Origin of the sequence: Bhargavaea ginsengi (genome assembly GCF_900109165.1) — a bacterium.
GTDB classification, from domain to species: domain Bacteria; phylum Bacillota; class Bacilli; order Bacillales_A; family Planococcaceae; genus Bhargavaea; species Bhargavaea ginsengi.
Genome location: NZ_FNZF01000001.1, coordinates 76,874 through 90,424 on the forward strand (window position 1 = coordinate 76,874; position 13,551 = coordinate 90,424).

Below are 13,551 nucleotides of genomic sequence, written 5' to 3' on the forward strand. Positions count from 1 at the left end.
GTTACCCGATGATCTTATCAAGTCCGTCAATGAGACGGTCCCTGTTCATAACATCCTTCACGGCAAGCGTCATTCCGGACATGTAGGATTGCCTGCTGAAGGAATCGTGCCTGAGCGTAAGCAGTTGCCCGTCGCCGCCGAACAGCACCTCCTGGTGGGAAAGCAGCCCCGGGAGCCTGACGCTGTGAACCGGGACACCGGAAATATCCGTACCCCGGCCATCCGGCTGATTAGGTTCTGTGCCCTTCGAATCAGCCATCATCCTCGCTGTGAGCGCCGCCGTACCGGAAGGAAAATCTTTCTTTCCATCATGGTGCATTTCGATGATCTCGGCCTCCGGCATATACTTCACGGCCATCGCAGCAAACTTCATGAGAAGAGCCGCCCCGACCGAGAAATTGGGCGCAAGGATGCAGCCGATTTTGTGCTCACTGGCGAGTTCCGATAGTCTGGTGATCTGCTCTTCCTTGAGTCCGCTCGTACCGACCACGGGTCGGATGCCGTTCAAGATCGCATCCCTTGTATGCGGGTAGACCGATTCGTGATTGGTCAGTTCGACCAGCACATCCGGCTGGGCCTCCTGCGCGAGGGTGGCCATGTCTGTATAGATCGGGACAGCGCCTGCCAGCGTGTCCGCCTTTTCCGCCATTTTTCTGTCCAGGACGCCAACCAGCAGGAAATCCTTTCCTGTGATCATCGTCTCGACCGCAAGCGCCCCCATGCGTCCGCGCGGACCAGCTACTGCTACACGGATCATCATCATTCCTCCCCGATTTTTGTCCAGCGCCCGCTATCACGGCGGTTGAACTTCTCCATGACCCCGGCCAGTGCCTGGTCAAGGTCGATTCCGTTCGCATTCGCAAAACAGACGAGGACGAAGAACAAGTCGCCTGTCTCCTCTTCGAGGGATTTTTCCGCTTCCCCCGGCTTTTTCTTTTTGGTTCCGTGCACATGCTGCACTTCCCTCGACAGTTCGCCCAGCTCTTCGGTCAGCCTTGCGAGCATCTCCATTGGCGGGAAATACCCCTCCTTAAACTGGGATATGTAACGATCCACTTCTTGTTGCATGTCCTTCATCGTACGGGATTCATTCATTCGTCCATCACTCCTTCGTCAATCGTATATAATCCCCTGCTCTATTGTCAAAACTAATTGAATAAAGGATACTGGATGTGGGGACAGACTTGTTCCGAAGGGGTGTTGCTTTTGTTCCGGGGAATCAAATTGAAAAACCTGATCATGATCTTGATCGGCGCGGCCATCTTCAGTTTCGGCCTTGTCCATTTCAATATCCAGCATGAGCTGGCGGAGGGTGGATTCACAGGCCTGACGCTGATCCTCCTGTTCGTCTTCGACCTGGACCCGGCGATCATGAACCTGGTCCTGAACGTGCCGATGTTCTTTATCGGCTGGAAACTGCTCGGCCGGAAAACGTTTGTATATACGGTTGTGGGAACAGTTGCGGTGTCGGTCTTCCTCCGCATCTTCACGGTATACCAATACGATATCAACATGGAGAATGACCTCCTCCTCGTCTCCCTGTTCGCCGGTGTCTTCATTGGGATCGGGCTCGGGATCATCTTCCGGTTCGGCGGGACGACGGGAGGCGTGGACATCATCGCCCGATTGGCGAACAAGTACTACGGTTGGAGCATGGGGCGCACGATGTTCATCTTTGATGCAGGTGTCATCCTCCTGTCGTGGGCAACCTACCTGACCATGCCGAAGATGATGTATACGCTTGTCGCCGTTTATGTCGGCGCACGGGTCATCGACTTTGTCCAGGAAGGCGCATACTCAGGTCGCGGGGCCTGGATCATCTCCGAATGGCAGGATGAGATTGCGGACAAGATTACACAGGAGATGGACCGCGGCGTGACCGTGCTGAAAGGACGGGGTCATTATACCAAGCAGGAACGTGAAGTCCTGTACTGCGTGGTCGGCAAAAACGAAATTGTCAGGCTGAAGAACATCATCAACAGCGTGGATCCGTCAGCATTCGTTTCGGTCACCGATGTCCATGACGTCATGGGTGAAGGCTTCACACTGGATGAGGAAAAAAAGCCGCTGGACTGACGCTGACGGCCGACTGCACCAAACTGAAAACATACGAAAGCACCCCGGCATTCCGTGAAGAAATGCCGGGGTGCTTTTCATGTCTGTTATTCGCGGTTTTGGAAAATCAGAACAAGACGTACAAGTTCGAGTACAGCGACGGCTGCTGCTGCCACATAGGTAAGAGCGGCTGCATTAAGCACCTTTTTGGCGTGGGGTTCCTCTTCGTTTCGGATAATGCCCAGCTCGACAATCGTATTCATCGCCCGGCTGGAAGCGTTGAATTCGACAGGAAGCGTCACAATCTGGAACAGGACGCCGACCGCCATGAGCACGATCCCGATTCCGAGCAGATTGTTCATGCTGGAGAAGAAAAGACCGGCCATGATGAAAATCCAGGACGCGTTGGACGTGATGTTCGCGACAGGCGCCAGCCGGTGACGGAAGCGCAGGAACGCATAGTCTTGCGCATCCTGGATGGCGTGGCCGACTTCGTGGGCTGCTACAGCCGTGCCGGCAACGGATGCGTTGTGGTAGTTGTCCGAGGAGAGCGCGACTGTCTTGGTCATCGGATTATAGTGGTCGGACAGGACGCCCTGGGTTTCAACCACTTTGACGTTTTCGAGACCGTTCCGGTCAAGAATCAGCCGTGCCACTTCCCTTCCGGTCATGCCGGATGTGGAGCGGACGCGAGCATACTTGTTGTACGTACTTTTGACTTTGAACTGCGAATAGAGGGGCAGTGCAATGATGATGATCAGGTAGATCAGGAACATTCGTCTTCCTCCCTTTTGTCTCTCTCTTTATTTTAACGGCTCCTGTGCCCCTGCCGCAACTGAAACGGACCGGCGGCGCCACCCGTAGACTGCGAGAGCGATGCAGGCGAGCGACAGCCAAAACGTGAAGTAGCCGATGATGCGGATATGTTCCATAATCCGGCCGTAGATCGGCATCTGTCCGAACACATAGTCGATCACGTCATTATGCAGCGTCCACACCCCGGCAATGGCGATATGCCAGATGCCGAATGCATACTTCGGCAGATAAAGCACCGCCTGGACCGCCATCAGGAAGTGGGAAGCGACGAGCATCCAGCCACTGGGACCGATCGTACCGACTTCTACAAGTGTCCAGATGTTCATGACGACCGCCCAAAGGCCGTATTTGACAAGTGTGATCAGGGCAAGCGCCTCGATTAGCTTCCAGTGCCTTCCCCAGATCCACGCCCCAACTGCCAGGGTGAAGAACAGGCTTGCCGTCGGGCTGTCCGGTACGAACAGGAGGAAGATCGGTTCGGTAATCCTGAGCTGGGACTCATACCAGATATAGCCGTATATCGTGCCGCCGAGATTGATGAAAAACAACAGGATGAGGAAGCGGCGGTCTTCCAGTGCCGCGCGGACGTATGGAATCACGGATTGCATGGCTTACCTCCGGGTAAGAAAAAAGAGCCAGTTCCCTGGCTCTTTCTTTCGGAATTATTGCTGTGTGACAGTCGAGAGGAACTCGGCAAGCTGCTGGAGCTCTTCTTCACTGCCGGAGAATGCGTCAGCCGGCATGGTCTGCTGGCCGTCCTTGACAACGCCATTCACGGCGATGTCCGCAATCTCTTCAGGTGTATGGCCTGTACCTGTGAGCGGTACTCCTGCAGGTGTTCCTTCGAAGTTTTCGCCGTGGCAGGTGACACACGATTGGCCCATGTAGATCTCATAGCCCGGATCGGAAGTGTCAAACTCTGCTTCCTCGACGATTTCACCCTGTGCTTTTGCTGCTTCCCAGTCGTGGTTCGCGACGGATTCCCAAGTCAGGTAAATCATCGCAAACAGTGTGAGGAGCATGAAAGCTGTAGGAAGCGGGCGCTTGAACGGACGTCGTTCCTTCGATGTATCCATGAACGGTACAAGCAGGAGTGCGCCGATGGCAAGACCCGGCATGATGATGGCACCAACAATGTTCCATGGGCCGGATGCAAACTCATATTTCAGAAGTTGGTACATTTGTAGGAAGTACCAGTCAGGCAGCGGGATATAACCCGTGTCTGTAGGATCGGCCTGCCGCTCGAGTGGCGACGGATGTGCGGCCGTTAGGATCAGGTAGCCAACAAGGAAGACTGCGCCGATGATCCATTCTTTCAGAAGGAAGTTCGGCCAAAACGCCTCAGTCTTGCCTGGATACTCTGAATAGTCTTTAGGGATCCGGTTCTTCTCGTAAGAACGGATACGGGAATCCCCGACAAATTTCATCCCTTTACCGCGATGCATAGTGTCCCCTCCTCTTTAAGGATCGTATTGTCCGCCATTCTTACAACGGACCGGAAATACCTTGTCTCCGGATCATGATGAAGTGCGCTGCGAGCAGTCCGAGCAGAGCGGCCGGCAGGAAGAAGACATGAATCGCGAAGAAGCGTGTCAGTGTCTGTGCACCAAGGATCGTCGAATCCCCTGCAAGGAGGATCTTGATCCATTCCCCGATGAACGGTACGGAAGCGGCGATCTCGATGCCGACTTTCGTTGCGAACAGGGCCTTCATGTCCCAAGGGAGCAGGTAGCCCGTAAAGCCGAGGCCAAGCATAACGACGAAGATCATAACCCCGACCATCCAGTTAAGCTCACGAGGCTTCTTGTAGGAGCCTGTGAAGAATACCCGAAGAGTGTGGAGGAACATCATGACAATAACGAGAGATGCTCCCCAGTGGTGCATACCGCGCACAATTTCGCCGAATGCTACTTCATTCTGAAGATAGTAAACGGATCTCCATGCATTTTCGATGTCCGGCGTGTAGTACATCGTCAGGAACATTCCGGACAGGATCTGGATGACCGTTATGAAGAACGTCAGGCCACCGAAACAATAAATGAATGCAGAAAAGTGATGCGCAGGGTTTACGTGCTCAGGTACTTCATGGTCGGCGATATCGCGCCAGATCGGCGTGATGTCCAACCGCTCGTCCACCCAATCGTAGATCTTGTTCAGCACGGTTGTCTTACCCCCTAACTAGATTAAATCAACGTATTCGGTTTTGTTGCCCCAAGATAGAGCAGGTCGTCTTCGATTTTTACATCGAACTCGTCCAGCGGCCCGATCGGCGGTGTGCCCGGGACGTTCTGGCCGTTCTTCTCATAGCGGCCCGCGTGGCATGGGCAGAAGAATTGATTCGGATGGGCTGAATCCCCGCCCCAGTTGACTGTGCATCCGAGGTGCTTACATACAGGTGAAAGCGCGACGACTTTGTCGCCCTCCTTGTAAACCCATGCGGTACCGGTCACTTCGGACTCATACCAGCCGTCAACCTGATCGTACGTGAAGTCAACACGTACCGGCTCTTCTGTCAGCTCGCTCACCTTTTGGCTTGTCGGGATGTAATCTCCCGCAGCGCCGGCTTCGAGGACAGGGTCCACTGCGAAACGGATCATTGGCATGAGCATTCCGGAAGCCATGAATCCGCCGACGCCCATCAGTGTGTAGTTCAGGAATTGGCGTCGTGAAACTCGAGTATTGCTCATCATGTTCCCCCCTCTTACTAAAGGTTCAGTCCATCGGACAAACTTTTACTGAATAGCTTAGCTAGGACATATCTATGATATCCCAATCAAAATCGAAATTCAACAAAGCATTTGGCGGTCCATGTAGATTGTGAACTTTTTTTGTCGGCTTTATTCACTTGCCCACTTCGAGGTCAGAACAGGGATGATCTGGCGGACCTGATCCTCCAGGACAGACTGCTTCAGTTTTTTGTCCATGCTCTCGAGCGGAATGGACGGAATCCAGATCGCATCTTCAATGATGCCTTCGCGGGACCAGGACGGGTCAGTGGTCAGATAGAAGACATGCCTGAACGGCATGTCCGACACCGAGGACCCCCATTCAGCCGCAAGCCGCTCCCTGTCATTGCCATCGGTATAGCTAAAGGGCGGGAACAGCACGACACGCCCCTTGAACTGGCGTTCGATGAAGGCGGACAGGTTCAAGAGGAACTCTGCCGAAGAGGCGCTCTGCTTCATCGCTCCCCCGCCGCCGATATGGACAAGCGGAATCAGTGCGGTGTCGATATACTCCTGCTGCTGCATATACAGATCGATGTCGTTAGCGGTCCAGTTCATTAAATGACTCCTCCTAAAGCTTCCATCAATACATACTTCGCTTCCTCACTTTACCACAACAAAAGCGCAGGCGCCCGTTCAGCAACGTACAAACTGAAACCTTTCGAAATGAGATAAAGGAAACACGGCGAGGGACGAGTCGATTTTGACTTTTCGCAGTGGAGAAGGGGGAAGTCTTCCCTATGGAATCAACTAAAGAAAGCTCCTCATGAAGAAAGGGCGGTTGATTTCCGTTCCGGCGCAGGCTTTCCGCGGGGAAGGCATCAAGCCCCTTGCAGGGTCTTTCCGCTCTTCCTTTTCCGATGGAGCATTCCTGTGGGAATAGCATGAGCTGAAGCCCCCGAGTGATGCCGCGCAATGCTTTGCTTTTGCACGCAGATGCCAAATGGAATTATGATTACGAAATTGATCAATTACCAAGCAAAGAAAAAGACTTCATCGTGGTCGATGAAGTCATTTGGCGCCGACCTCCTTGATAGACTGCAGAGCCTTGGAGAGGGCGAAGAATTTTTCTTTGTCGTTCTTGTCAAGGGCTTCGTCGATCTGGCGTAGTAGCTGTTCTTCCCGGAAAGCGAGGACGCTTTCTTCAAGCAGCTGCTCCGCATCCCGGCGGTCCTTGTCGCTGATCCTGATATACTCCGGCACAAACGGATTGTCCTCCAGCACTGCCGCATATTCCGGACATGCATGCCGGTTCGGGAAGTTGAGCTGAAGGTACATGTTCTCTTCCGGATGGAGCCGGAGGTCGTGGAACGACTTCTCGGCATCCGCCGTCATCAGGTTCCCTTTGTAAAAACGGAACGGGATGCCGTCCGAGTCGGTTGTGGACATGACCATCGCCCTCGGGCAGTAGTGAGCCTCGTCGACAAAGCGCACATGGTTGAGAAGCTGGTCGTGGCTCAGGAGATAATTCAGGATCCACACGCATTCCCGCCGTTTTAAATGGTAGGTTTTCAGAAACCACCTGACAAACTCCTTTTTCTCGGCGACCGGGACTGACGCTGTCACACCATCCCCTCCTTTCCCATTACATTTCCATTTCCAGGAATGAAGACCATCTCGGATCGTCCGGCATTAGGACGGCGAGTTGCTTTATCAATTCGATGGCCTCTTCCCTTTTTCCTTCATCCAGAAGGAAAAGGGCAAATTTCTCGAGGAAATGCGGGTCCTCCCTGAAATCATTATATGCCAGCCGGTAAAATTCATATGCCTCTTTGTATTGTTCTTCCCGCTCAAACGCGGACGCCGCAAACGGATAAAGTGACGGCCAGTCACGGCCTTCTTCCCGCAGCTCACCGATCATCGCGATAATCTCTCCATTGCGTTCCTGGTGATCATACAGCGACATCAGCGCATGGAGCGCCTCCATATACTCCGGGTCGAGTGCAATCGCCTCTTGGAAATGGGTTTCGGCTTCGTCCTGCCTGCCGGTCTTGAGTGCCAGCTTACCCGCGGACAAATAAAGCTCCTTGTCATATTTGTCCCGGGACAGACCTTCACGAAGTGTCGTGTAGGCGGCTTCGTCCTCCCCTTCCATGGTCTGCGCCTGTGCCAGAAGGGCATAAGCGGAAAAGTAGTCAGGGTCCATCGCCTTAAGTTCTTCCAGCGTCCTGATAGCCTCTGCATACTGCTTGCTCTGGTAGGCGGCATACGCGTAGCCGAACAGCATATCCGGCGTCCTTGAATCTTCAAGTGATTCCGCATAATACGGCAGTGCTTCTTCATAGGCCGCTCCGGCGGCGTAGGCTTCCGCTATGCGGTCGGAAAGCCTGATACCTGCCACTTCTCCGGCGGACTGCCGGACCTCCTTGTAGAGCCTTGCAGCCTCCGCATACCGTCCGCCGTCGAGCAGAAGCTCCGCTTTGGCGAACTTCACCGCGGGCTCATCCGGCAGGATCTCTGAGGCTTCCTCAACTTTTCTGAGTGCTGCTTCCGCCATGCCGGACATCTGGTAGTAGTCTGCAAGAACGAGAAGTGCCTGCGGGTACTCTTCCTCCCGTGAACCGACCGATGTAAGCAGAAGGAGGGCATCGTCTTCCTCTCCGAGCTCGATCAGCACCTGCGCCCGGTCGATTTTCAGCTGCGCCTCGTCAGGCATGAGAGAAATCATGCTTTCATAAAGCGTGTCCGCCTCCTGCAGGAAGCCGTACTCGGACAGGATTCCCGCTGCCATGTATCGCGTCTCCATATCGGATGAAGCTCCGATCTCAAGGACGAGCGACTCCGCTTTCTTGAAATCACCATCCAGAATATATTGTTGAAGCTGTTCAATTGTCTCCATCAGTATTCACCCGTCCCCGCGTTTTTCATACTTCAATGCTACTGGATGCAGGGCTTCCTTCACAAGAAAAAAGCCCCTCCGGGGAGCTTATTCTCCGCGGAGGGATTCCAGGTGGCCAAAGAATTCCGGATAGGAAATAGCGATGCATCCGGGACCTTGCAGTTCCAGCGGGCCATCTGTAACAAGCGAGGCGACCGCGGCCATCATGCCGATGCGGTGATCCCCCCTCGAATCGAGGACCGCTCCCGACAGTTTCGTCGGCCCGTTGATGATCATGCCATCCTCGGTAGGGGTGATGTCCGCTCCGAGCTTGTTCAGTTCTTCAGCAACTGCCGCGATGCGGTCCGTCTCCTTGACCCGGAGTTCTTCCGCGTCACGGACCACGGTCGTTCCTGAAGCCTGGGTGGCCAGCAGGGCGATGACCGGAATTTCGTCGATCAGGCGCGGGATCAGTTCACCGCCGATTTCCACGGCCTTCAGTGCAGACGAACGCATGGTAACCGTACCGCGAAGCTCCGAATCATCCGAGTCTGCCTCGTCCACTGTAAAATCGGCACCCATCTCTTCGAGGACGTCGATCATGCCTGTACGTGTCGGGTTCAGGCCGACATTCCTTAGCACCACGTCGCTGTCGGCCACCATGGCACCTGCAGCGAGGAAAAAGGCTGCTGACGAGATGTCGCCCGGCACGTCCACGTGTGCAGGGACCAGGTCCTGGCCACCCCGCAGGGTAATGACACCGTTACCGGTCCCGACTTCCATCCCGAAGTTGCGCATCATTCGTTCGGTATGGTCGCGGGACACTTCCTTTTCACGTATGACCGACGTGCCGTCAGCACGCATCGAGGCGAATAGGATCGCCGACTTGACCTGAGCACTCGCAACCGGCATTTCATAGTCGATCGGCTGCAGCGGCCCGCCAAGAACGGAGATGGGCGTATACTGGGCACCTTCACGGCCCCGGATATCCGCCCCCATCTGACGGAGCGGCCCCGTAACACGTTTCATAGGCCGGTGCGCGATTGATTCATCCCCCGCCAGCACGGAGTGAACGCCGGATCCGGCAAGAATCCCCAGCATCAGGCGGGTCGTCGTGCCGGAGTTCCCGGTATATAGGATGTCCTCCGGCTCCTTCCAGCTGCCGATGCCGGGACTGTCGATCACCAGATCCGTTCCGTCACGGCTGATTTCCGCTCCCAGCAGACGGAAGCATTCAATAGTGCGCAGGCAGTCCTCTCCAGGCAGAAAGCCCGAGACTGTCGTACGCCCTTTGGCAATCCCGCCGAACATGACAGCCCGGTGAGAGATGGATTTATCCCCCGGCACGTCGAGCGTGCCTCGGAGCGGTACATGCGGGTAATTCAATGTCATCTTATCCATAAGTTCCGGCCTCCTGCCCCATTAACTGATGTAGATATCATAATTTGTCCGGTCGCTCAGCAGCCTGCGGCCTTGTTCCCGGTCTTCTGTCGTCTGGAAGCTGACGACCATGATTCCGAATACGTCTGCCCGCGATTCGACGATCCGCACGTTCGTGATTGAGATGCCTGCATCCGCCAGATAACCGGCGATTTCCGAAATCGCACCCGGGCTGTCCGGGATGTTGACGTTCAGGTCGAATGTGGTGTAGAGCGCCCCCTGGGACTTTGCAGGCAGGGCATCCCGGTAGGTTTTCGCCCCGCCATAAAAATCATGGATCAACTCTGCGTCACCCGATTCGATCATGTCCCGGACATGGGTCATCTCTTCGATCCACAGATTAATCTGGCCCACCAGCTCGTCACGGTTTTGCAGGGTGATGTCGCGCCACATGACCGGATCGGAAGAAGCGATCCGGGTAATGTCCCGGAACCCTCCCGCAGCCAGTTCACGGGTAAACGGCATCTCTTCGGTCTCCTCTTCAAGCCGGCGCACAAGCGATGCCGCGACGACATGCGGGAAATGGCTGACCACGGCTGTCATGGCATCATGCTGTTCTGCACTCACGACCGCAGTCTTTGCTTTAGTCACACTGAGGAACTCCTCCAGCTTCCTGACAGCCGGCGCATCCTCCTTGCTTGCAGGGGTCAGCAGGTAATAGGCGTTCTCAAAAAGGTGCTCACGGGCCGCCCGGACCCCGCTTTTGTGTGAGCCTGCCATCGGGTGGCCGCCGACAAAGGTTGCGCTGCCGCCGGCGAAGCCGCCCGCCTCTTCCATGATCCAGGTTTTAGTGCTCCCCGTATCGGACAGAATGGCTCCCTCTTTCAGTTTCCAGCCCGCGGCAGCTTCCTTCAGCATCCGCACCGTCTCATTGACGGGCGTGGCAAAAAATATGTAATCACAGCCCTCGGCGGCTTCTGCCGCCGATCCTGCCGTATGGTGAACCACCCCGAGCGTCTGCGCTTCACGCAGCGTCACCGGATCGGCATCAAAACCTGTGACCGTGACATTCCCGTGGCGCTGGATCGCAAGGGCGAGTGATCCCCCGATCAGGCCGAGGCCGATGATCGCAGCTTTTAACTCTGACAAAACCCAACACTCCCATCAAACACTGCTTACGCTTCAGGCACTCCGTGTGCCAGCACTTGTTCAAGCGCGGCAAGCAGGCCCGCATTATCTTCCTGCGTTCCCACGGTAATGCGCAGATAACCCGGTGTGCCGAGTTTGTCCCCGCTCCGTACAATATATCCGCGCTTCAGCAGCTCATACGCTGCGGCATCCGCGCTTCCCTTTACTTCCAACAGCACGAAATTCGCTTCTGAGACCGGACAGTTTAATCCGTGCGCTTCTGCGAAACGGACGTACTGGTCCTTGCCCGCCACGTTCTGCTGGCGTGTCCTTGCGATAAACTCCTGGTCAGCAAGTGCGAAGGCAGCGGCCTGCTGGCCGAGGACGTTCGTATTAAACGGCGGACGGACAGGGTCGAGCTTTGCAATGACTTCTTCACGCGCGACTGCATAACCGATTCTGAATGCCGCGAGTCCATAAGCTTTCGAGAAAGTGCGCAAAACGAGCACATTCGGGAACTCTTCGACAAGAGTAAGCGGATCGGCATATGCCGGGTCCGTCACAAATTCATGATACGCGTTGTCGACAATCACGAGCACATGCTCCGGTACCTTTCGGATGAAAGCTTTCAGTTCTTCATGCGGAATAATTCCGCCGGTCGGATTGTTCGGCGTGCACAGCCATACAATCGAAGTATTTTCATCGATAGCTTTCAGCATGCCGTCGAGATCGTGGCTGAAGTCTTCGTGAAGGGAAACTTCCCTGATCTCCGTACCCTGGATCCTTGCATTATGGCGATACTGGGGAAATGAGGGCCACGGCATGACCGTGTTCTCGTTCTCCGATAGGAGGGCACGGGAAAGGATGACGATCAGCTCGTCCGAACCCCCGCCGAACAGAAGCTGCCGCGGGCTGATGCCAAGATGATCGGACAGCGCTTCCCGCAGCTCCGTCGCATAACCGTCAGGATAAAGTTCAGTCTCCAGCCCTGATTCTGCGATGAATTTCTTTACTTCTGCTGAGCAGCCGAATGGATTTTCATTGGAAGCGAGCTTGACGATGCGTTCAAGGCCAAATTCCCGCTTGACCTCTCCGATCGTCTTGCCGGGCTCGTAAGCCCTCATGCCTTCCAGTCGGGGATTCCACCTCATCTCGCTTCCTCCTTTCGTGCAGCGGCTCCGGCCAGGTCCGGACGCAGGCGGACCGCTTCGTTCAAGTAGATATGCCTGATTTCTTTTTGTGTCTTTGCAGTATTTGCATGCATGAGCAGCCGGATGCAAAGCGGGAGCGCCCCGGGTACATCCATTTCATGGGTGCACATGACCGGTACATACTCCCAGCCTTCCATCGTCCGGACAGCCTTGGCCGGAAATCCGGATGAAATATCCGTTGTCGTTGAGATGATCACCGAGACAATCTCTTCCGGTTCCAATCCGTTCTGTTCCGCCATTTCCTTTGCCAGGGCGGCGGTCTCCTGCATGATCTGCTGTTCGTCGTCTGCCGTGATGCATGTCGCACCGCGGATGCCCCTCACCATCATTCCGGTTCCACCCCCATGCGTATTCTTAGTTCCCTGTCAGCCTTCTCGCAGTCCTCTTCCGTGACGCTCCGGACATCCGGTGCACCTGCTTCCGGAAGAAGGACGAAATGAAGGTCCCCGAAGGAAGCTTTTTTATCTTTCTTCATATAGCCAAGCAATTTCCCAAACGGATAATCCGCAATTTTTTTCAGCGGATAGCCGTTCCGTTCGGCAAATGCCTGGAGAGTATCGGTCAGTTCCCTGGCTGCACCCGCCTGCTGTTCACTCAGGATCAGCGCATAGACCATCCCGATCATGACGGCTTCGCCATGTGTGATACCGCCATAGCCGGCGGCCGCCTCGACCGCGTGGCCGTAAGTGTGCCCGAAGTTGAGGAATTTGCGGACGGATCCTTCCCGCTCATCGCGGCCGACGATTTCCGCTTTCACGCGGATGCCCCGGACGATGAGCCGTATCAGTTCCTCTTCGCCCATTTCGTCAAGCTCGAGCGTGCGGAGCAGCTCCAATGCATCTTCCCGGGATGAAATCAGCACGTGCTTGACCGCTTCCGCCATACCGGAGCGGACTTCTCCTTCAGGAAGCGTCCGGAGAAGATTCGTATCATACAGCACTGCAATTGGCTGATGGAACGCCCCCGTCATGTTCTTGCCCCCGGGGAGGTTGATCGCGGTTTTTCCGCCGACAGAGCTGTCGTGAGCAAGGATCGTTGACGGGCACTGGATAAACCGGATTCCGCGCATGTAGGCGGCTGCCGCATATCCGGCAAGGTCGCCGCATGCGCCCCCGCCAAACGCGATCAATACCGATTTGCGTGTGCATCCTGCATCCAGGAGAAATTGCTGCGTTCGCCCGAACCACTCGAGCGTCTTGCAGGACTCGCCAGCCGGAACATCCAGCCAAGCCACGTCCTTTCGGTTTCCGCCAAGCGCTGCACGAAGATGTTCCCCATGCAGGGCTGTCACTTTTTCATCCGCAATTACAGCGACCCGGTCCGCATCAGCAAGAAGTCTTTCAAGCCCCTGCAGCGCGTCCGGACCCACTGTTACATCATAACTGCGATCCTGTGTATCGACCCTGACCGTTTCCAT

Annotated in this window: 16 protein-coding genes; 1 reads left to right on the plus strand and 15 read right to left on the minus strand. The window is 55.4% G+C overall.

Features of this window, described 5'->3' with window-relative positions:
• Position 1 precedes the first annotated feature (1 nt).
• Positions 2-760: a 4-hydroxy-tetrahydrodipicolinate reductase gene (gene dapB, locus BMX91_RS00325; RefSeq protein ID WP_092050660.1), complete on the minus strand. Its 759-nt coding sequence runs from the start codon at positions 758-760 to the stop codon at positions 2-4.
• Positions 760-1,095 carry a nucleotide pyrophosphohydrolase gene (locus BMX91_RS00330; RefSeq protein ID WP_092048667.1) on the minus strand — a complete coding sequence of 112 codons (336 nt, stop codon included), beginning with the start codon at positions 1,093-1,095 and terminating at the stop codon, positions 760-762. The genes dapB and BMX91_RS00330 overlap by 1 nt, the downstream gene beginning before the upstream one ends.
• 111 nt (positions 1,096-1,206) lie before the next feature.
• Between BMX91_RS00330 and BMX91_RS00335 the strand changes: the two genes are divergently transcribed.
• Positions 1,207-2,076, plus strand: coding sequence for a YitT family protein (locus BMX91_RS00335; RefSeq protein ID WP_092048670.1), 870 nt, complete (start codon positions 1,207-1,209; stop codon positions 2,074-2,076).
• An 86-nt stretch (positions 2,077-2,162) separates the two neighbouring features.
• Here the strand turns inward: BMX91_RS00335 and BMX91_RS00340 are convergent, their stop codons facing one another.
• The 13 genes from BMX91_RS00340 to aroB all read right to left on the minus strand — a co-directional run bounded on the left by BMX91_RS00340 (position 2,163) and on the right by aroB (position 13,551).
• Positions 2,163-2,831, minus strand: coding sequence for a zinc metallopeptidase (locus tag BMX91_RS00340; RefSeq protein WP_092048672.1), 669 nt, complete (start codon positions 2,829-2,831; stop codon positions 2,163-2,165).
• Between the two features lie 27 nt (positions 2,832-2,858).
• Entirely contained in the window at positions 2,859-3,479 is a 621-nt protein-coding gene (lhaT, locus tag BMX91_RS00345; protein WP_092048675.1) for a lipoprotein heptaprenylglyceryl N-acetyltransferase LhaT, read from the minus strand.
• 54 nt (positions 3,480-3,533) lie between these two features.
• Positions 3,534-4,316 carry a menaquinol-cytochrome c reductase cytochrome b/c subunit gene (locus tag BMX91_RS00350; RefSeq protein ID WP_092048678.1) on the minus strand — a complete coding sequence of 261 codons (783 nt, stop codon included), beginning with the start codon at positions 4,314-4,316 and terminating at the stop codon, positions 3,534-3,536.
• Between the two features lie 40 nt (positions 4,317-4,356).
• Positions 4,357-5,031 carry a menaquinol-cytochrome c reductase cytochrome b subunit gene (qcrB, locus tag BMX91_RS00355; protein ID WP_092048681.1) on the minus strand — a complete coding sequence of 225 codons (675 nt, stop codon included), beginning with the start codon at positions 5,029-5,031 and terminating at the stop codon, positions 4,357-4,359.
• Between the two features lie 23 nt (positions 5,032-5,054).
• Positions 5,055-5,558, minus strand: a complete 504-nt coding sequence (locus BMX91_RS00360) for a QcrA and Rieske domain-containing protein (protein ID WP_092050662.1) — start codon at positions 5,556-5,558, stop codon at positions 5,055-5,057.
• 150 nt (positions 5,559-5,708) lie between these two features.
• Entirely contained in the window at positions 5,709-6,155 is a 447-nt protein-coding gene (locus BMX91_RS00365) for a YpiF family protein (protein ID WP_092048684.1), read from the minus strand.
• A gap of 453 nt (positions 6,156-6,608) precedes the next feature.
• Positions 6,609-7,163 carry a ReoY family proteolytic degradation factor gene (locus tag BMX91_RS00370; RefSeq protein WP_092048687.1) on the minus strand — a complete coding sequence of 185 codons (555 nt, stop codon included), beginning with the start codon at positions 7,161-7,163 and terminating at the stop codon, positions 6,609-6,611.
• A gap of 19 nt (positions 7,164-7,182) precedes the next feature.
• Positions 7,183-8,436 carry a tetratricopeptide repeat protein gene (locus BMX91_RS00375; protein WP_092048690.1) on the minus strand — a complete coding sequence of 418 codons (1,254 nt, stop codon included), beginning with the start codon at positions 8,434-8,436 and terminating at the stop codon, positions 7,183-7,185.
• A gap of 87 nt (positions 8,437-8,523) precedes the next feature.
• Entirely contained in the window at positions 8,524-9,816 is a 1,293-nt protein-coding gene (aroA, locus tag BMX91_RS00380; protein ID WP_092048693.1) for a 3-phosphoshikimate 1-carboxyvinyltransferase, read from the minus strand.
• 21 nt (positions 9,817-9,837) lie between these two features.
• Positions 9,838-10,944 (minus strand): prephenate dehydrogenase, encoded by a 1,107-nt coding sequence (locus BMX91_RS00385; protein WP_092048696.1) that lies wholly within the window; start codon positions 10,942-10,944, stop codon positions 9,838-9,840.
• A gap of 26 nt (positions 10,945-10,970) precedes the next feature.
• Complete coding sequence (gene hisC / locus BMX91_RS00390; RefSeq protein ID WP_092048698.1) at positions 10,971-12,074, minus strand: histidinol-phosphate transaminase; 1,104 nt, start codon at positions 12,072-12,074, stop codon at positions 10,971-10,973.
• On the minus strand, positions 12,071-12,460 hold the full coding sequence (gene aroH, locus BMX91_RS00395) for a chorismate mutase (protein WP_092050664.1): 390 nt from the start codon (positions 12,458-12,460) through the stop codon (positions 12,071-12,073). The genes hisC and aroH overlap by 4 nt, the downstream gene beginning before the upstream one ends.
• Entirely contained in the window at positions 12,460-13,551 is a 1,092-nt protein-coding gene (aroB, locus tag BMX91_RS00400; RefSeq protein ID WP_092048700.1) for a 3-dehydroquinate synthase, read from the minus strand. The genes aroH and aroB overlap by 1 nt, the downstream gene beginning before the upstream one ends.